The sequence below is a fragment of the Marinobacter sp. 1-3A genome (assembly GCF_016597775.1).
Taxonomy (GTDB): Bacteria; Pseudomonadota; Gammaproteobacteria; order Pseudomonadales; family Oleiphilaceae; genus Marinobacter; species Marinobacter xiaoshiensis.
This window is the reverse complement of record NZ_VCGZ01000016.1, coordinates 1-19,637: the sequence shown is the minus strand read 5'-3', so window position 1 is coordinate 19,637 and position 19,637 is coordinate 1. Positions and strand designations below refer to the sequence as shown.

The window sequence follows — 19,637 nt, the reverse complement described above, 5'->3', positions numbered from 1 at the left end:
GACCGGAGCCTGCGCATACTTAACGAGTTTTTGCTGGCTTCAGAACCAGGCTTCCCACAGCTCCCCAACAGGCAGGGGCACATTCAGCAGGTAAATGAACAACATGGTCACAAGCACCGGAAAGGCGATCGCGAGCAGGTATATCAGCGGATTACGCAGGCCGCTGGCCAAAAACAGCAACACGCAGGCAAGCACACCACTGCCGATGGCACCCAACTGCTCAAAGAAAAACGCGTAGACAACACCTGCCGCTACCATCAAGGCCTGACGTACAAAAGACACGCCTCGGCGAAGCTCATCTCCAGGCTCTCGCTCGAGCGGAACTCGAAGGCCGGAGACCATCAGCACAAGAGACAGAACCAGCACTGACCAGCCGGCAACCTGCGGCAAGAATCGCGGCGACAGCAGCGGGTGCTGCATGAACGGAGGCGCTGAAATGTAGCTGGGGATGATGTAATAAAGAAAAACCAAGGCCAGAATAAAGAATACCGCACCCACGATTGTATTCGGATTGAGTCGGCCGTAATGAGTTGCCGGCGTATCGGCACTCTGGTTCTCGGAGATAGCCATGATAAAACTCTCGACAGTATTCGTTGATAAAGAAAAGGCGGGCCGGCCTGTCAAACCGGTCCCGCCCAGCGCAAGATTGATCAGCGTTTCAGGTTTGCCTTCTCAGCAACGTCTGCCCACTTTTCAAGCTCGTCAGCAACGAAGGCACGAAACTCGTCACCAACCTCTTTACCTGCTACCGCACCAAACTGGGGCAAGAAGCTTTTAAAGTTTTCGCTTTCAACAATTTTCTCGAGCGCCGCCTCAAGCTTCGCTTGCGCTTCCTCGGGGAGCGATTTGTGAGCAATCAGGCCAAACCAGGCCGAAGTCACGTAATCGCCAAGACCAAATTCAGAACCAACTTCCTGCAGCGTAGGAACCTCCGGCAGGAATTCTGAACGCTCAGCAGTGGTTACCGCCAGGGCCTTGAGCTTTCCGGATTGGATATGGGGGTAAACCGTTGGCATATTTTCAAAGGCCACGTCTACATCCCCTGCCAACAGCGCCGGCAGTGCTTCGCCTGAACCCCGGAAAGGGACGTGAATCAGGTTAGCCTGGGTCAGGTTCTTGAACAGCTCACCAGACATATGGATCGAGCTGCCGATGCCTGGGGAACTGAACGACAACTGCCCTTCACGTGCCGCAGCAACGAACTCTGCAACAGAGTTATAGGGACTGCTTGCCGGCACAACCATCACGTTCGGGATGTCGATGACATTACGAATGAACACGAAATCCTCAACCGGGTCATAGCGAAGGTTGGGATAAATCGACGCGCCGATTGTGTGCCCCGGGGATGCCATCACCAGCATGTGATCGGAACCACGGCCGCCACGTGCCAACTGTGCTGTTGCAACAGTGGAGCCCGCACCTGGACGATTCTCGACAACAACGGTGGTGAGTTCTTTCTGAAGCAGGTCTGCCACCTTACGGGAGAGCAGATCTGTAGTGCCGCCAGCCGAATAGGGTACGACCAGGCGAATGTTATCACTCGGCCACTCTTTGCCATGCGCGACTCCAGTCATGGCGATAGTGACAGATGCAACGGCTGCAACAACCGCGGATTTGAACAGTTTAGTTGATGTACTAATCATCTTGTCATTGTCCTGCTTATCTTTGGTTCGATTATCGAACATATGTTCGTATTGTCGAACGCCAATTTCACATAATACGCTTGTTCGTGCAAGTACTTTTACGAACAAAATCTGATCAATTGAGGGCAATACGACTAATAGACGGGCTGATGCAAGGAGGCATAAAAGAACGGGAAAAGGAAAACGCCGGGGCCGGTATCAAGTACACCGGCTCCGGGCATGAACAGCTTCAGGGCAACACAGCCGCTATGTTACGAGCAGCCGCTTTCATTATCGGCACATACTCATCAACGATTCGCTCCAGGGTGACAGAACTGACATGGCTACTGGAGTTAAGCGCAAACCGCACCTGCCCCCTTCGGTCAATTACAGGGACTGCCACAGCACGCATACCCAACTCCAGCTCCTGGTCTACGATCGCGTACCCTTGCTCTCGAACCCTTTCAAGCTCCACTCTAAGTTCGTCCGGCCCCTTGGTGTTCGGTGTATGCTTCTCAAAACGAGACTTTTCGAACACCGCCTCCAGTTCTGGCTTCTGCAAATACGCCATCAGAACGCGACCACCGGAAGTGGCATAGGCCGGCAACCTCGCACCAATCTGCAGATTGATCGGAATCAGGCCCCTGCGCGGAATACGCGCCACATAGACGATGTCTGCCCCATCCAGAACGAGCGCAGAGCAGGATTCACCCAACTCATACGCAACCTTTTCCAGGTGTGGGGTTATAGTTTCCGAGAAGTCCAATGACGCAAGGTAAGCATATCCAAGCTCCAACACCTTGGCCGTTAACCTGAACTTTTTCTCCTCCAGAGACACATAACCCAGTTTCTGCAGAGTCAACAAAAAACGCCGGGCTGCCGCTCTGGACAACCCGTTTTTCTCTGCAACGGCGGACAGCGTCATGGAAGGGTTTTCCGTATCAAACGATCGGATAACCTCCAGCCCTCGCGCAAAAGTGGTCAGAAACTCCTTGTCAGCTCCTGACATATCCTTGTTTTGATCAGTCATTAAATCGGTCCATAAAGCTGAGGTAAAACAACATCACCCTTTATCGGCGATCCAACTATCCAGTGTTTTTCCCTCAAGAGCCAGTTGCTCCAGCAAAGGCGCAGGCTGCCAGTAATCTGCCCCGGTCTTGTCCCGCAGCGCACAGATGCAGTCGTACACTTCCCTGAGCCCCATCTGGCTTGCCGTGAACATAGGGCCACCGCGGAATACCGGGAAGCCGTAGCCATTCACATAAACCACATCAATGTCACTGGGCCTTTGCGCAATACCTTCGCCGAGAATGTGGAAACCCTCATTAATCAGCGCCATCAGGTGCCGGTCAAGGATCTCCTGATCGCTCATGGTCCGGCGCTGCACGCCGTGGGCCCTAGCCTGCGCTTCAATTACTTCCAGAACCTCTGGGTCCGAAGACCTGGCCCGGGTCTCTGGGTCGTAGCGATAATATCCCGCTCCGGATTTCTGCCCCAAACGTCCCATCTCGACAAGCGCATCAGCAATGCAATAGCTGCGAGGGTCGCCTTTTTGCTCAGGAGTCAGGGCCTGACGGGCCTTATAACCGATATCCAGGCCGGCAAGGTCACCAACCGCGAGTGGCCCCATGGCCATACCAAAGCGCGTGAGAACACCGTCAATCTGCTCAGGTGACGCCCCCTCAATCATCGACAGCTGGGCTTCCCGCGCATAGGGGCGCAGCATCCGGTTGCCGATGAAGCCATAACACACCCGAGCCAGAACCGGCACCTTACCAATTTTCTTGCCCAGCACCATAGAGGTCGCAATCACATCCTCGGATGTGGCGTCGGCGCGAACCACTTCCAGCAGGCGCATCACATTCGCCGGGCTGAAAAAGTGCAGCCCGACCACGTCCTGCGGGCGCGAAGTGCAGGCAGCGATTTCATTCACATCAAGGTAGGAGGTATTTGAGGCAAGAATGGCCCCAGGCTTACACACGCGGTCAAGCTCACCGAAAACCTGCCGTTTCACATCCATGCTTTCAAACACCGCTTCGATAACCAGATCGACATCAGCCAGGCTGTCATAGCTCGTGCTGCCAGTAATCAGGGCCTGACGTTTACCCGCCGCCTCCTGCGACATCTTGCCCTTACTGACCGTGATGCCGTAGTTCTTGCTGATCATCGCAAGGCCACGATCCAGCGCCTCCTGGTTAAGCTCCAGCAGCGTTACCGGGATTCCGGCATTGGCAAAGGTCATTGCGATGCCACCACCCATGGTGCCAGCACCGATAATGCCAACACGGTTGATGGGTTTCGCCTTTGCATTTTCGCCAAGGTCTTCAACAACTGCGGCCTTGCGCTCGGCAAAGAACATATGTCGCATGGCGGCGGCCTGGTCGGATCCGACACATTCAACAAAACTCGCCCTTTCGAACTGCAGGCCCTCTTCAAAGGGTTTCGATACCGCCGCTTCCACACAATCAACAATCTTCTGCGGAGCAACCTGCCCACGCCGGCGCTTGGCCATGTTCTTGCGCCATACTTCGAAGACATCTGCATCGCTTTCGGCAGCAGGCACCTCCAGGTCTCTGATCCGGCGCAGCGGCGCGCCGTCTTCCAGAAGGGATTGAGCATATGCCAGGGCCGAATCCTGCAGGGGCTCCTCAACCACACGGTCAATCATGCCCAGCTCCAGAGCTTTCGGCGCAGCCACTCGCTTACCAGAGGTAATAACATCCAGGGCCGTTTCCACGCCAACCAGTCTGGGCAAACGCTGTGTACCACCGGCTCCGGGCAAGATACCCAGATTAACTTCCGGCAGGCCCACAGCCGCTGTTTTCAGCGCACAGCGATAGTGACAGCTGAGCGCGAGCTCAAAGCCACCACCCAGAGCCGTGCCGTGTAATGCGGCAATCACCGGCTTTGCGGAAGATTCAACAGCTTCATTCATTTCCGGAAATGAGGGGGCCATCGGCGGCTTGCCAAATTCCTTGATATCCGCCCCTGCCGCAAAAGTGCGACCTTCGCAGATCAGGACGATCGCCTTCGAGTTATCTGTCTGAGCTTCCGCAATTGCTTCCACCACGCCTTGACGCACCTTTTGTGACAGTGCGTTCACCGGTGGGTTATTGATGGTGATCACGCCCAAGTCACCAACCAGCTCATAAGTAACCAACATACCGATTTCCCCCTTCTGAAAAAAAAGAGTCGAACCCGCCCCCTATGAGACAGGGTTCGACTCTGCATAACTGAAACAGCACCGCCCCTAGACTATGCCTTTATCACGCAGCGCCTTGATATCATCTACAGACTTTCCAAGCACCCGGCTCAAGACAGAATCCGTGTCTTCCCCTAGCAGCGGAGGCGCCTTCTTGTAGCTCTGCTGTGTTTTGGAGAATTTGATTGGATTAGCAATGCCCGGTACCGGCCCAATAGCTGGATGCTCGAGCTCCAACTTCATGTTGCGAGCCTGGACCTGCGGGTCGTCAAACACCTCCGAGATATTTTGGATCGGGCCACAGGGCACACCAACAGCTACAAGCTTTTCCATCCATTCACGACTGGTTCCGGTCCGGGTCCGCTCACAGATCTTGCCCACCAACTCCTGCCGATGCGCAACTCGCTGCGGGTTGTTCTCAAAACGAGGATCTACAGGAATATCCGGACAGCCCAGAACTTCACACAAACGCCTGAACTGAGCATCGTTACCGACGGCAATCACTACCTGCCCATCACTCGTCGGGAACGGCTGGTAAGGCGTAAGATTCGGGTGATACTCGCCTGTTCGGGTCGGAATATCACCGCTACAGAAGTAGTTAAGCGCCTGATTTGCCAGCCAACTGACCTGTACATCAAGCAGAGCCATATCGATGTACTGGCCCTCACCTGTCTTCGACCGGTGATGCAGTGCCGACAGGATCGCAATCGTTGCATTCATCCCGGTGGTCAGGTCAGCTACCGCCATGCCAACTCGCTGAGGGCCGGCACCCGGGTTGCCGTCGGCAACGCCGGTAATGCTCATCAAACCAGCCTGTGCCTGCACCAGGTAGTCATAGCCGGGGTAACTGGCCATTGGACCTGTCTGACCGAAACCGGTGATTGAGCAATAGATCAAGCCCGGATTAATCTTGGACAGATCGTCATAGCCCAGTCCTTTCTTGGCCAGGCCGCCGGTTTTGAAATTCTCAACCAGAATATCGCAGTCTGCCGCAAGTTCGCGAACCAGCTGCTGCCCTTCCTCACTACCGAGGTCAATAGTGACCGAGTGCTTGCCCCGATTTGCCGACAAATAATAAGCCGACTGGGCTGTTGGCTTACCATCCTTGTCTTTCAGCCACGGTGGCCCCCACTGGCGGGTGTCATCTCCGAGTCCCGGGCGCTCAACCTTGATAACTTCCGCACCCAGATCCGCCATAATCTGGGTACTCCAGGGCCCCGCCATCACACGGGACAAATCCAGTACACGGATGCCTGATAATGGACCTGACATTTCAATCTCCCCGATTATCAAGCGTTCTGAGCGTCACGGATCAGGTGCTTGGCAATGACCAACTGCTGAATCTGTGAGGTTCCCTCGTACAGACGAAACAAACGAACGTCACGATAGAATCGTTCTACACAGTACTCACCGATGTAACCTGCGCCACCATGCACCTGCACAGCACGATCAGCAACACGACCGACCATCTCCGTACAGAACAACTTGCAGCATGATGCATTCATAGACACTGGCTCACCGGCGTCATAGGATCTTGCCGCTTCTTCCACCATGCACTTGCCGGCGTAGTATTCCATCTGGCTGTCTGCGAGCATGGCCTGCACCAGCTGGAAGTTGGAAATTTCGGTTCCGAACTGCTTGCGCTGGGTTGAATAATTAACGCTTTCCTCGATCAAGCGCTTTGCCGTCCCCACGCTCAGAGCACTGATGTGCAGTCGGCCCCGGTCCAGGACCTTCATGGCCGTCTTGAACCCCTGCCCTTCTTTTCCGCCGATCAAGGCAGACGCCGGTACACGAACATTCTCGAAAATCACGTCACAGGTATGGGCGCCCTTCTGGCCCATTTTCTTATCCGGCTTACCCAAGGTGATGCCTGGCAGGTCAGCGTCTACAAGAAATGCGGACACACCCCGACCACCCTCTTCTTTGGTGCCGGTACGCGCCATCAGAGTAAAAACACCCGCGCGCGGGGCATTGGTGATGTAACGTTTGGTGCCATTGATAACGTATTCGTCACCGTCCCGACGCGCCATCGTAGTAACCGAACCCGCATCAGACCCCGCATCCGGCTCCGTCAGCGCAAAAGAGCCAATCAATTCACCGCTCGCCATTTTCGGCAGGTAGTAGGCCTTCTGCTCAGGAGTTCCGTCAATAACAATGCCTTGGGATCCGATGCCTACGTTGGTACCAAACATGGAACGGAAAACCGGCGACGTGTACCCCATTTCTTGAATTACGGCGACCTCCTCAGCCATGGTCAGACCAAGACCACCGAATTCTTCGGGAATGGACAGTCCGAACAGGCCCATCTCTTTCATTTCATTGATCACATCTTCGGGAATCCGGTCTTCCTCGGCTACTTGCATTTCCAGAGGAACAAGGCGTTCACGGACATACCGCCTGACGCTATCCACGAACTGGTTCAAGGTGTCTTTATCTAGTGCCATCGGGGCCTCCAAAACTGTTGTATGGGTAAGTAAACGATAGTTCCGAACCTTAAAAATGTTCGATATTCGAAACTATAGTTCGATATTCGCCTGAATAATGTCAAATGTCACACATTTGTGAGCAGCGATCAAGACCTTCTTAAACGATAAGCCAACCTCCAGAACCCTAGCAACGCACCCCAAATACTAGCCATCAGAGTGCACAGTTTTGTCAATCAGGATAGCCAAATCCGCCATTGGTAGCGGCGCACGAAAGCAATATTCTGGCTCAGCAAGCAGAAAATCAGCGTCAGAACTTCAGACAAAAACAACAATGAGAGAAAGCAACATGACAAAAAAAAAGCCACGAAAACTGATCAGATTCGCCACATCTACTGTTTTGATGCTCGCTCTGGCAGCCGGTTTTCAGATGGCGCAGGCCGATGCGCGCACACTTAACTTTGCCACTCCACGCCCGCCAACGGAGCGCCCGACCAACGATGTCCTGAGGTGGTGGGTTGATGAAGTAAACGCCCGGACAGGCGGAACCATCGAGATCAAAGTGCACTGGCTTCAGAGCCTCGTCGCATTCAGGGATGCAGCCCGGGGCATCCAATCGGGTGTCGCCGATATCGGCGATGTAACGCCCGAATATACCGCCGCCAGAAATCCTTTATGGGCAATCACCCAGACTGAAACCGGATCAGGCGACAACTACATTGCCACCGAAGCCTGGCGCCGCGCTACCAATGGCTTTACCCCTCTGGAAGAAGAGAGCGCCCAAATCGGCCTACGGCCTATCGGTTACTACTCCAGCGGCGTGAGAGTGAACATCAGCACCACACGCCCCTACCTTACTCCGGATGACTTCAAAGGCGACAAAGTTCGCATGACACCACGAGCCATCTCTGCCCGAACGAACAGCAAGTGGAATGTCACGCCGGTCAACATCACCTTTACGGACATCTATTCCGCTCTGGAGCGAGGAACTATCGATGGTGCACAAAGCTATCTATATGTCATTGCGCCATACAAACACAACGAAGTGGCCAAACATGTGGTCAATACCACGATCGGCCAGTCGCTGATTCCGGTCATGATGAATGCACGAGTATGGGAAAGCCTGACAGACAAAGAACGTGAGGTCTTTCTGGAATTGGAACCACTGTTCAGCGAAAAGATGACAAAAGCCGGGCTGGAAGAAGCCGAACAGAGCATCCAGCTGCTACAGAATCACCCAAGGTATCCGGTTGAATACTACACCCTGAATGAAGCCCAGCGAGCCGCCTGGGAGCAAGACATGGCTCCCGCAATCGAGGAGTACATTAATGACATTGCCAAGCGTAATCCGGCTGCGCACGAATTGCATGAACGCCTGATGACACACATTGCAGAGGTTGAGCGCGAGGTGCAGGAACATGGCTATCCGTGGCAGAGAAAACAGTCACTTGAAGCCAGCGAATAAATACCTGAACAACAAACATCAAGGAGTAATTATGTCTTTTTCTCAAAAACCTGTACACGTAGCAGGCATCGGGATGATCCCTTTTACCAAGCCCGGAGCCAGCGAACCCTACCACGTGATGGGTGCCCGCGCCGCAAAACTCGCACTCGAGGACGCTGGAGTTGATTACAGTTTGGTACAACAAGCGTTTGTTGGTTACGTTTACGGTGACTCGACGTCTGGCCAAGCTGCCATCTATGGTGTCGGACTGACCGGAATTCCCGTTATTAACGTCAACAATAACTGCTCCACTGGCTCTACTGCACTCTTCCTTGCCCGCCAGGCGGTCGCCAGCGGTATGATTGATTGCGCCATTGCACTGGGCTTTGAACAAATGACCCCTGGCGCATTAAAGGGGGCTTACACAGATCGCCCATCCCCAATGGAGCGATTTGCGCAGGCGATGGATGCCCATCAGGGCACCGATCCAAATGCACCGAGAGCCGCTCAGTTCTTTGGTGGAGCTGGCGCAGATTACATCAAAAAATACGGCATCAGCCCTGACACGCTGGGCAGAATTTCTGTCAAGGCCCGCCAGCACGCAGCTCGTAATCCACTGGCGGTATTCCGTCAGGAACTCACCCTCGAAGAAATCATGTCTTCACCAACGGTCTACGGCCCGCTCACCCGATATCAGTGCTGCCCTCCAACCTGCGGTGCTGCCGCCGCAATTGTGTGTTCTCCGGAGTTCGCAAGAAAGCACAATCTGAATACGGATGTCGTCATTGCCGCCCAGGCCATGACGACCGATACCGCCAGCACATTTGACAGCGACGACATGTGTAAAGTCGTGGGTTACGACATGACTGTATCTGCAGCAGAACAGGTATACGAGGCTGCCGGTGTTGGCCCGGAAGACATTAAGGTGGTAGAGCTCCACGACTGTTTCACAGCAAACGAGCTGATCACCTATGAAGGACTGGGGCTAACTCCGGAAGGCACAGCGGAGAAGTTCATTCTTGATGGTGATAACACCTACGGTGGCCGGGTTGTAACCAATCCGTCTGGCGGCCTCCTGTCCAAGGGTCACCCTCTTGGCGCGACAGGCCTTGCCCAGTGCTACGAACTTGTTTCCCAGTTGCGCGGAAATGCTGACAAGCGACAGGTTGAGGGTGCGCGCTTTGGTCTGCAACACAACCTGGGGCTGGGCGGCGCCTGTGTTGTCACGCTCTATCAAAAAGTCTGAGGTCAGCATCATGATTGACCGCAAGTTTATTGGCCACAAAATGCCACAATTTTCGGTTGCTGTAGAAAAGGGACAGCTGTGCTTTTTTGCGAAAGCTACCGGGCAGACTGACCCGGTTTACATTGACGAATCAGCGGCAAAGACAGCTGGCCACAGGGGTCTCCCGGTACCACCAACCTTCTTTTTCTGTCTGGAATCTGCATCTCCGGACAAGGATGCATTCAGAGACTTGCTCGGCCTTGATTACCGGAAGCTGCTCCATGGAGAGCAGAGTTTCACCTATCACGAGATGGCTTATGCAGGCGATGTACTGACCTTTGAGCAAAGCGTCGAAGACATCTACGACAAAAAGAACGGACTCCTAGAGTTTGTGGTTCGCAAAACCACCGTTACCAACCAGCTGGGTACTCACGTTGCCGATCTGCACAGCGTGACCGTATCCCGCAATGGTTAAGGAAACAGAGATGACAGAAAAGCTTCTGCGTTTTGATGACATTCAGGTTGGTGATCAGATTGCCAGCCTGAAACTGCCACCGATCTCTAGGCATACCCTCGCGCTTTATTGTGGAGCCTCGGGCGATCACAACCCGATCCACGTGGATTCGGATTTTGCCAAGAGTGCAGGCATGCCAGATGTATTTGCCCATGGCATGTTGTCGATGGCCTGGCTCGGCCGGCTACTGACCAACTGGGTACCACAGGAGGCCATTCGCAGCTTTGGTGTCCGTTTCGTGTCCATTACCCAGATACACGACCAGATCACCTGCAAGGCGGAAGTCACTGAAAAATTCACAGTCGGGCATGAGAACAGAATCCGCCTGGCCCTGAGCACTTGCGATCAGCAGGGACAAGCCAAACTCTCGGGCGATGCTGTAATTGCGCTGCAGTGATACTTAACTAACTCAGGAGACGATGTACATGACACAGAAACTTGCCGGAAAAGTTGCACTGATCACAGGTTCAGGCCGGGGCATCGGCCGCGAGATTGCATTAAAGCTAGCCAGCGAGGGTGCTCGCGTAGTGGTCAACGATCTTGACCACGAACCTGCCCAACAGACCGTTGATGAAATTCGATCCTCTGGGGGCGAGGCTGTCGCCTGCACCGGCAGCGTTACCGAGACAGAGTTTGCTGACCGCTTTGTCAAAACCGCTCTCGATAGCTTTGGTGGCATCGACATTATCGTAAACAATGCTGGCTACACTTGGGACAACGTTGTCCAAAAGATGTCAGATGAACAATGGGAAGCCATTCTCTCAGTTCATCTGACCGCACCCTTTCGAATTCTGCGAGCTGCTTCCGGTTTTATCCGTGAAGCCGCCAAGAAAGAAATTGAAGCCGGCACACCGGTCCATCGCAAAGTAGTGAATATCTCATCCACGGCTGGCGTTTACGGCAACGCAGGCCAGATCAACTACGCAGCGGCGAAAGCTGGTGTAAACGGTATGACAAAGGCCATGGCAAAGGAGTGGGGGCGTTATAACGTCAACGTTAACAGTGTGGCTTTCGGCTTGATCATGACGCGTCTCACCGAATCCCCCGCAGATGCAGATGCCAGCATTGACATTGAAGGCAAGAAAATCAAGGTCGGTGTACGCCCTGAAATCCTGCAAATGGCGGAAAAAACCATTCCGCTTGGCCGCGGTGGCAAACCAGAGGAGGCTGCGGGTGCGGTTTACATGCTTTGTATTCCAGAATCCGATTATGTCAGTGGCCAGGTACTTGTGTGCGCCGGGGGAAAACCCTAAAAAATCATTTAAATCATATTCTTATAATTGCACCGCCGGGCTCTCCTGGCGGTGCACAGAATTGCCAATCAAGTTCACCGCATCTGTCATTGGCCTGCTCACCTGCTCTACCTAGACTGATGTTCCGGCTCCAAGCCAAAACACAACAATAATCTGAGGTTATAAAATGAAATCCCTAAGCCGTCTGGCACTCCCAAAGGTATTTTCAGTACTCACACTATCACTGGCTCTAGCCTCAGGCCTGACTGCGGCTGATGCAGATGCCAGAACCTTGAATTTCTCTACACCGGCTCCCCCAACCGACCGTCCGACCAATGACGCACTCCTGTGGTGGGCTGACGAAGTGGAAAAACGCACCGAGGGCTCTATCAGCATCAAAATCCACTGGCTTCAGAGTCTGGTCAAATATAAAGATGCTGCTCGAGGCGTGAAATCTGGTGTTGCGGATATTGCGCCGATGACACCTGAGTACACCATGGCACAAAACCCCCTGCTGGCACTTTCATCCACAGAGACCGGCCCTGGGGATAACTACGTCGCAACAGAGGCCTGGCGTCGTGCCAGCGAGAACTTTGAGCCTCTGCTGGAAGAATACCGGCGCATGGGAGCAAGACCTATTGGTTTCTACTCCAGTGGCGCAAGGGTTAACATGAGCAGTACCCGCCCGTACCTCACCCCTGACGACTTCAAGGGTGACAAAGTGCGCTTGACCCCGCGATCGGTCAATGCCGCCAACATCAATAATTGGGACGTCACTCCAGTCAATATTACCTTCGCTGATTTTTACTCTGCTATGGAGCGGGGCACTATTGATGGCGCTCAGTCCTACCTTTACCTGATGGCTCCCTACAAACACAACGAAGTGTCTGACTATGTTGTGGAGACTGATCTTGGCCAGTCACTGGTTGTAGTGCTGATGAACGAAAGGGTCTGGGGCAGCCTCTCTGATGAGGAGCAAAAAGTTTTTGAGGATCTGCTGCCAGAATACATCGAACGGATGACCAAGGCCGGACTGGAAGAAGCTGCCATGGCTAAAGACCTGCTTATCAACCACCCAACCTACGCTGTCGAGTATTTTGAACTCGATGACAAACAGAAGCAGGCATGGGAAAAGGACCTGGCCCCGGCAACTGAACAATATGTTGCCGACCGAGCCAAGCAGAACCCAGCTGCAACGGAACTTCATGAACGTTTCTTTGATGCGCTCCAGGAAGTAAAGAAAGAGGTCGCCGAGCAAGGCTACCCCTGGGATCGCAAGTAACCGGTTGAGCCATGTCACGCAGGTCCAACACTGGCCTGCGTGAATGCTCCGACAAAGTTCCGTTGAACTGGAGAGTTACCTGATGAGTCCTTTGAGTGAACCCGTTCTGACAGTACTTGACACCGTAGATAAACAGATTGTCAGGCTTGGACAGTTAATGCTGGCCAGCATGGTCATGCTGACTTTTGTCTCGGTTGTAGGCCGCACTTTTTTTTCCTCCGCCGTACCCGATGACCTCCTTATCTCAGAAATGCTCATGGTCGCCGTTGTTTTTATGCCAATGGCCTACGTTCAGTCGCAGGATGGCCACTTGGAAGTGACCGTCTTAACCGATCACCTGCCCCTCCCTGTTCAAACGGGGCTTCAGACAGTTGGGCTGATTTTTGGCGTTATTTTCTTCGGGCTTATGGCCTACCTCAGCGGCCGGATGGCTTGGGAGTCGTGGGAGTATCAGGAAATTGCCTATGCCAGTTCACTAGGTATTCCTGAGTGGCCAGTGAAGGCGATCATACCGCTGGGTTTGGGATGGTGGTGCATCAGAATGGTCGTGCAACTGGTCATTCCATCTAGCCGACACCGCCACTTAAATGACTTCGACCAAGCTCTCGAAGAGAGCGAAAAATACTGAACTCTTCCTGACGAATCGCAATAACAACAACAGGCTTACTAACAATGGATCCAATTAGTATCGGTATATGGGCGACCATTGGCATGATAACCATGCTGCTGTTACGCATACCCATTGCCGTGGTGCTCGTAGCTACAGGTTACACCGGGCTCGTTTTGGTCATGGCAACCCGGGGTGGAGGTTTCGACCTTGCGCAAGGCATCATGACCGCGAACAGCTTCCTGGGCGAGCTCCCCTACTCTTCCACCGCTGAGTACACCTTCACGACCATCCCGATGTTCCTGCTGATGGGATACATCGCAACAGAAGCCGGCTTTACCAAAGACATCTATACTACGGCGCGCATGTGGTTGGGCCGGGTTCCAGGCGGTCTGGCTGTTGCATCTTCTGTCGGTTGCGCATTGTTCGCAGCGATCAGTGGCAGCAGCCTGGCAACAACGGCGGCAATGGGGAAAATGGCAGTTCCCGAAATGATCAGCAGGGGCTACAGCAAAAGTCTCGCTACCGGTGTAGTGGCTGCCTCAGGAACATTAGGGTCGCTCATTCCCCCAAGCATCCTCATGATTCTGTACGCCATTTTCACCGACCAGTCGATCGCAGCCATGTTTGTTGCCGGCGTGCTACCCGGACTGCTTTCCCTGCTCATCTATGTTGCGATGGTCATGATACGCGCCAAGATCAACCCTGACCTTGCACCACCTACACCCAAAGTAACCTGGCAGCAAAAGTTCGGCTCTCTGAAAAACACTTGGAGCATGCTGCTGTTGATCGTTGTCGTAGTATCAGGACTGTACTCGGGTATCTTTACGCCATCAGAGGCCGGCGCTATTGGGGCGGCCGTTGCGTTCATCATCAGCCTGCTGGGGAGGCGCCTCAACCGCAACAAAGTTTCTACGGCACTACTGGATACACTCAAAACGACCTCGATGCTATTTGCAGCAGTCATCGGCGCCTATATGGTCACCTCCTTTACCGCGCTTACCGGCATCGCATCCGAGCTGACGGCCTGGGCAGGCGGTTTTGACGTACACCCATTAATCGTTATTGCCTCGTTATCACTTCTATACATCTTTCTCGGAACCTTCATGGGTTCCATCGAAATCATGCTACTGACTCTTCCGATCGTAATTCCGATCATCAACGGCCTGGAATACGACCTGATCTGGTTTGGAATCATTATGATCAAATATCTCGAAATTGGACTGATCTCCCCACCTGTCGGCATTAACTGTTTCATTCTCAGAGCGGTCGTTAACAATACAGTAAGCTTGGGAGATATCTTCAAAGGCGTATCCTGGTTTATTGCCATGGACATCATAACCATAGCTCTGCTGGTGATCTTTCCCGAAATCGTCACATTCTTACCGAGTTTGATGTGATAGGTGGTTCGGCATTGACTGTTTTCACGCACAATAAAAAGGCAACTCTATGAATCTTAGCCAAGCATTACACAAAGCTCTTAGGGAGTGTCCCGAATCAATCGCAGTCGTTGACGGTGATCGCAAACAAACCTGGCAGACCTTCGGCTCAAGAGTTGCGCGCATGGCCTCAGTCCTTCAGCAACTAGGCATGCAGCCGAATGACCGCATTGCGATGCTCGCCCGTAACGCAGATTATTACGTTGAGTACCTTTACTCAGTTATCTGGGGTGGCGGTGTCGTTAACCCGGTCAATGTAAGGTGGAGCGCAAGAGAAATTGCCTACTCACTCGACGATTGCGACAGCAGAATTCTGTTAATTGATGAAGCCTACGCCAAGCTTTTACCCGCCTTACGAGAGCACTCAAAGTCTCTTGACACCGTTGTCTTCGTAGGTGCGGGAGAGGCTCCTGAAGGCGCAGTTAAGCTTGAAACGCTGCTTGCTGAAGCCCGCGAAGCACCCGACGCATTCAGGAGCGGTGACGACCTAGCAGCGATCCTCTACACCGGCGGTACGACCGGTCAGCCCAAAGGCGTGATGCTTAGTCATAGTAATTGTTATCTTGGTGCGATTGGCGCATCGCTCGCCGCTCCCCGGCCACCCCGAAAAGTTGGGTTGCAAGCGGCACCACTGTTCCACGTTGCAGGTATGCAGTCAGTATTCGCCCTGTCAATGCGCCTGGGGACACACGTTATGCTCCCCGCGTTTGAGCCTGCACAGGTACTCAAGACTATTGAGACCGAGAGCGTTGCGGAAATATTTCTTGTGCCCAGTATGCTCCGTATGCTTTTGGATCATCCGGACTTCCCAAGCCGTGACTTATCATCGCTTGAGTCCATACGATATGGCGCTTCCCCCATGGATGCCACACTTCTCGAGCGGGCACTTAATGAATTCCCTAAGGTGGACTTTTCCCAGGCTTACGGCATGACCGAGCTTGCGCCGACGGTTGCAGTACTACCGCCACGCTGTCATACGCTGGAGGGCCAAAAGAATGGCAAACTCCGCGCAGCAGGCATGCCAACACCTGTAGCGGAAATCCGTATCGTAGATGCGGAAGACCAGGAACTTCCGAATCATCATGTAGGCGAAATCGTTGCCCGGGGACCAATGGTCATGCAAGGTTATTGGAACAAACCAGAGCAGACCGCTCAGGCCCTGCGAGGTGGCTGGATGCATACGGGGGACGCGGGATACTTCGATGATGATGGCTATCTGTACGTAGTTGACAGAATCAAAGACATGATCGTTTCAGGAGGAGAAAATGTTTACTCTGCTGAAGTTGAAAATGTCATTCTGAAACTGCCTCAGGTGGAACTTTGTGCCGTGTTCGGTGTTCCGGACGAACGTTGGGGTGAGCGCGTACACGCTGCGATCAAACTCACTCCTGATGGTGAGCTAACAGAAGAACAGTTGAAAGCTCACTGCAAGGAATACATCGCTGGCTACAAATGCCCACGTAGTATTGAGTTTGTTGAAACAATGCCAATGTCAGGGGCCGGAAAACTGCTGAAATTCAAAATGCGAGAACGCTTCTGGAAAGACAATGACCGACAAGTAAGTTGATACTTACAGAGGGGCCGGCGTGCTGCATTCGAACGGCCCCTTTTCCCGCTAGTTTGCGAGAGAATCTTGCCGATAATCACCAGGTGTCACGCCAGTCCATTTTTTGAATGACCGATGAAAGGTGCTGGCCTCGGAAAAGCCTAGGCGCTCTGCCACTTCCATGATCGAAAGGTTTGGACATGACAGCAGGTTTACTGATGCATCGCGCCGCACTGCGTCTTTAAGTTCCTGAAACCTATGGCCTTCTAAACGAAGGTTTCGGCGTAACGTATGGGAAGGAATGCCTATCGCATATGCGACCTCTTCCAGCGTAATCGAGCCTTCTGACAAATGCTGACGCAAAAAGCATCGCACTCTCTCTGACGCTTGGGATCTATCACGATAGCGTACCAAAAGATGCCCAAGTGAACTGCGTAAAAAACGATGGAGACTCACTTGGTCCTGACGAATTGCACAATCCAGCCATTTCGGGTCAAAGCCAAAAGCATTCTCTGATTGCTCAAAGAACACCTGCGCATTGAATAACAAACTTGCATCACCTTGCCCCATTGATCGCGTGCCTGTCATCCGGACGACATCCACCTTTATCGCCTCTTCAATTAACCACGAAATTAATCCATAAGCAAAAAACATGAACGCCCGCTCGGCGAACTCACCACACTCGTCCAGCTCTACCTCACGATGCAGGCGCACCCACACAAGCCCTTCGGAATGTTGTATTCGAACAGTGAAGTCATCAAACACAAGGTGATAAAAATGAGCTCCGGAACGGAGTGCTTCGCCTAAAGTTTCCGCTTGCACCATTAACTGACAGCATTGCGCGAACGTCCCAACCTTGATCCTTTTAGAGCAAAGGCCCCAAAACTCGCAATGCGTCTCCCGCTGAATGAGTCTCAGCAAGCGGGCAAACTGACGCTGAGAAACCCGACCCAGTGACGACTTCAGAAGTAAAGGCGGAATTCCGGCTTTCATCAATATGTCGTCACAATCAAGCCCAAGTTTCCTTGCTCCAAGCAGAACATTTTCAACCTGTACAACAGGAATAGCATGCTTCGGAACGGTTGTTGTCATTGGTGGTATCCCTCAAGCTACAAAAACCCATGACCAACTATCATCTACACGCTCCTGCACAACAGCAATCAAGTAATTCTAAAGCCGGGCTTTAAATTTCCTGAACAACCCGGCAGTCGGACAAAGCTTCGGGCACCAACAGACTAATTCTGGTGTTTTAAAACGGCATTCACAGTGAAAGTGTAAGGTGCTTCCACGCCGAGTTTGTCACACCGCCGCAATACCGCCCCGGCAATGCTGTCCAACTCCAGCGGCCGGCCTTTCTCCTGATCCACCAGCATGGAGGTTTTGATGGCGTTAAAGCTGCTGATCAGCTCAAACATGTCATCGAGATCCCGCTGCGTCAGGTTCACACCATCGGCTCTGGAGGCCTCTACAGTCTCAGCCATCATCCCGTAGACCATCTTGCCGAATTCCGGATGATGGGTCAGGCTTCTGGTGTCCAGAAGAGTCAGCGCAGACAACGGATTAACACCGTTATTAATCACCAATTTGCGCCAAAGCTCATAACGGATGTTTTCGGTTACGGTGGCCGGAATACCCGCCTCATTAAAGGCAGCCTCCAGCCTCTTCAGCAAAGCCACCCGTGGGTCATCAGGCTGTTGCTGAGGCCAGGCGCCCATCACGATCTGGGCAACACCTTCGGCGAACACTTTGCCCGGCTTGGTAATATGGCCGCCAATACGCACCGCAAGGCCACCCAAGACACGGCCCTCTCCGACCACTTCTGAAATGAGGGGTTCGTTATCGACGCCGTTTTGAAGAGACAGTACCGGAACCGAACCAGCCCTCAGCCATTCAGAAAGCTCCGCCATCACTGTACTGGTGGCTGTCGATTTAAGGGCTATCACGATCAGGTCAAAATCATCCGCCTGATAGTTACGGACAAGGTCTTGGTGGTGGCAAGCCGGGAAGGAATGGTGGAAAACCTGCCCTTCATAATCAACGGTCAGGCCGTTCGCTTGTAGGGCCGCGAGGTGATCTCCACGGGCGGTCAGTACAACCTGATGGCCGGCTTCAGCCAACCTTGCGGCGTAATAGCCGCCGATGCCGCCGGCACCAACAATAAGTATTCTGAGAGTCGCCACTGAAACCTCTGGGTGCAGATAAGCCTTCCGGCACGATAAAGGAAGTGCGCGGAGGCCCCCCTGCCTAATTGACGGCAGCAGGGGGGTGATTAGCAATGTTTATCAGTACATCAGAGAGGGAAGAAACAGTGAAATCTGGGGAAAAAACATCAGCAATGCAAGCACCAATGCCTCTGCCGCCAAAAACCAAATCGTTCCCCGAACGATTTTCCCGAAGGGAACTGAATCTCCAACACCCGCACTAACAACAAAAAGGTTGAGCCCAATTGGCGGCGTTAGCAAGCCTATTTCAATAAACTTGACTACCAGCACTCCAAACCAGATTACATTTATGTCAAACGCAATTACGAAAGGAGCCAGAACTGGAAGGGTCACCAACATCAACCCAATCGGATCTAAGAACATACCGAGAATTATATAAAAGACCGTCACAATTATAAGGAATATCCAAAGCGCTACTGCATAATCTCCAACCCACTCCCCAATACTCATTGGTATCTGGCTCAATGTCAGCATCCGGCTGAATAACACAGCACCAATGGCAATTAGAAAGATAGACGCAGTGCTCTGGACAGTTTCTGCAACGGCCTCTCTCATCGCAGACCAACTGAATGATCCCTGGACAACAGCTGCAATCACCGCGATAAAAGCACCGAACGCACCGGCCTCAGTCGCGGTAACTGTACCGGTGTACAAGCCACCAACCACACCCACCACAATCACTGGCAAGGGCCAGGACTGGATCAATAAGCGAAGTTTCTCTGTCATCGCATATTGATCTTTAGTCCTTGGTGTAGCCCGCTCTGGCAGGATAGTTGGCACTACTTAATTTTTAACCAGTTGGGCGGTACAGGTGTTGATAGTGCCTCGTTATTCGGATGAACGTAAAGCCGCAGTGCTGGCGAAGTTATCGCCGCC

18 protein-coding genes are annotated in these 19,637 nt (G+C 53.0%); 9 read left to right on the top strand and 9 right to left on the bottom strand.

Going from position 1 to position 19,637, the window contains the following annotated elements:
* Positions 1 to 39: 39 nt before the first annotated feature.
* The 6 genes from FE848_RS17730 to FE848_RS17705 all read right to left on the bottom strand — a co-directional run bounded on the left by FE848_RS17730 (position 40) and on the right by FE848_RS17705 (position 7,271).
* Complete coding sequence (locus tag FE848_RS17730; protein ID WP_200205190.1) at positions 40 to 570, bottom strand: tripartite tricarboxylate transporter TctB family protein; 531 nt, start codon at positions 568 to 570, stop codon at positions 40 to 42.
* Between the two features lie 80 nt (positions 571 to 650).
* Complete coding sequence (locus FE848_RS17725; protein WP_058342492.1) at positions 651 to 1,643, bottom strand: Bug family tripartite tricarboxylate transporter substrate binding protein; 993 nt, start codon at positions 1,641 to 1,643, stop codon at positions 651 to 653.
* Positions 1,644 to 1,872: 229 nt separating this feature from the next.
* Positions 1,873 to 2,652, bottom strand: coding sequence for an IclR family transcriptional regulator C-terminal domain-containing protein (locus FE848_RS17720; protein WP_200205189.1), 780 nt, complete (start codon positions 2,650 to 2,652; stop codon positions 1,873 to 1,875).
* Between the two features lie 33 nt (positions 2,653 to 2,685).
* Entirely contained in the window at positions 2,686 to 4,791 is a 2,106-nt protein-coding gene (locus FE848_RS17715; protein ID WP_413785018.1) for a 3-hydroxyacyl-CoA dehydrogenase NAD-binding domain-containing protein, read from the bottom strand.
* Between the two features lie 81 nt (positions 4,792 to 4,872).
* Positions 4,873 to 6,096, bottom strand: coding sequence for a CaiB/BaiF CoA transferase family protein (locus tag FE848_RS17710; RefSeq protein WP_200205187.1), 1,224 nt, complete (start codon positions 6,094 to 6,096; stop codon positions 4,873 to 4,875).
* 17 nt (positions 6,097 to 6,113) lie between these two features.
* Positions 6,114 to 7,271, bottom strand: a complete 1,158-nt coding sequence (locus FE848_RS17705; RefSeq protein ID WP_200205186.1) for an acyl-CoA dehydrogenase family protein — start codon at positions 7,269 to 7,271, stop codon at positions 6,114 to 6,116.
* A 328-nt stretch (positions 7,272 to 7,599) separates the two neighbouring features.
* Here FE848_RS17705 and FE848_RS17700 point away from each other — a divergent pair, with 328 nt between their 5' ends.
* The 9 genes from FE848_RS17700 to FE848_RS17660 all read left to right on the top strand — a co-directional run bounded on the left by FE848_RS17700 (position 7,600) and on the right by FE848_RS17660 (position 16,560).
* Positions 7,600 to 8,715, top strand: a complete 1,116-nt coding sequence (locus FE848_RS17700; protein ID WP_200205185.1) for a TRAP transporter substrate-binding protein — start codon at positions 7,600 to 7,602, stop codon at positions 8,713 to 8,715.
* Between the two features lie 31 nt (positions 8,716 to 8,746).
* Positions 8,747 to 9,940: a lipid-transfer protein gene (locus tag FE848_RS17695; RefSeq protein WP_200205184.1), complete on the top strand. Its 1,194-nt coding sequence runs from the start codon at positions 8,747 to 8,749 to the stop codon at positions 9,938 to 9,940.
* Positions 9,941 to 9,950: 10 nt separating this feature from the next.
* Positions 9,951 to 10,394: a MaoC family dehydratase N-terminal domain-containing protein gene (locus FE848_RS17690; protein WP_106761565.1), complete on the top strand. Its 444-nt coding sequence runs from the start codon at positions 9,951 to 9,953 to the stop codon at positions 10,392 to 10,394.
* A 10-nt stretch (positions 10,395 to 10,404) separates the two neighbouring features.
* Entirely contained in the window at positions 10,405 to 10,830 is a 426-nt protein-coding gene (locus tag FE848_RS17685; RefSeq protein WP_200205183.1) for a MaoC family dehydratase, read from the top strand.
* Positions 10,831 to 10,858: 28 nt separating this feature from the next.
* Entirely contained in the window at positions 10,859 to 11,686 is an 828-nt protein-coding gene (locus FE848_RS17680; RefSeq protein ID WP_200205182.1) for an SDR family NAD(P)-dependent oxidoreductase, read from the top strand.
* 166 nt (positions 11,687 to 11,852) lie between these two features.
* Complete coding sequence (locus FE848_RS17675) at positions 11,853 to 12,947, top strand: TRAP transporter substrate-binding protein (RefSeq protein WP_200205181.1); 1,095 nt, start codon at positions 11,853 to 11,855, stop codon at positions 12,945 to 12,947.
* Positions 12,948 to 13,029: 82 nt separating this feature from the next.
* Complete coding sequence (locus FE848_RS17670) at positions 13,030 to 13,575, top strand: TRAP transporter small permease (protein ID WP_200205180.1); 546 nt, start codon at positions 13,030 to 13,032, stop codon at positions 13,573 to 13,575.
* Positions 13,576 to 13,619: 44 nt separating this feature from the next.
* On the top strand, positions 13,620 to 14,954 hold the full coding sequence (locus FE848_RS17665; protein WP_200205179.1) for a TRAP transporter large permease: 1,335 nt from the start codon (positions 13,620 to 13,622) through the stop codon (positions 14,952 to 14,954).
* 49 nt (positions 14,955 to 15,003) lie between these two features.
* Positions 15,004 to 16,560 carry a long-chain-fatty-acid--CoA ligase gene (locus tag FE848_RS17660; protein ID WP_200205178.1) on the top strand — a complete coding sequence of 519 codons (1,557 nt, stop codon included), beginning with the start codon at positions 15,004 to 15,006 and terminating at the stop codon, positions 16,558 to 16,560.
* A 48-nt stretch (positions 16,561 to 16,608) separates the two neighbouring features.
* On the opposite strand, the gene FE848_RS17655 is transcribed toward FE848_RS17660, so the two are convergent.
* From FE848_RS17655 to FE848_RS17645, 3 genes are all read right to left on the bottom strand, one after another.
* Positions 16,609 to 17,631, bottom strand: a complete 1,023-nt coding sequence (locus FE848_RS17655) for an AraC family transcriptional regulator (protein ID WP_200205177.1) — start codon at positions 17,629 to 17,631, stop codon at positions 16,609 to 16,611.
* 143 nt (positions 17,632 to 17,774) lie between these two features.
* Entirely contained in the window at positions 17,775 to 18,719 is a 945-nt protein-coding gene (locus FE848_RS17650) for a 2-dehydropantoate 2-reductase (protein ID WP_320159522.1), read from the bottom strand.
* Positions 18,720 to 18,821: 102 nt separating this feature from the next.
* A complete protein-coding gene (locus FE848_RS17645; protein ID WP_200205176.1) occupies positions 18,822 to 19,541 on the bottom strand; it encodes a TRAP transporter large permease subunit in 720 nt (239 codons plus the stop codon).
* Between the last annotated feature and the right edge of the window lie 96 nt (positions 19,542 to 19,637).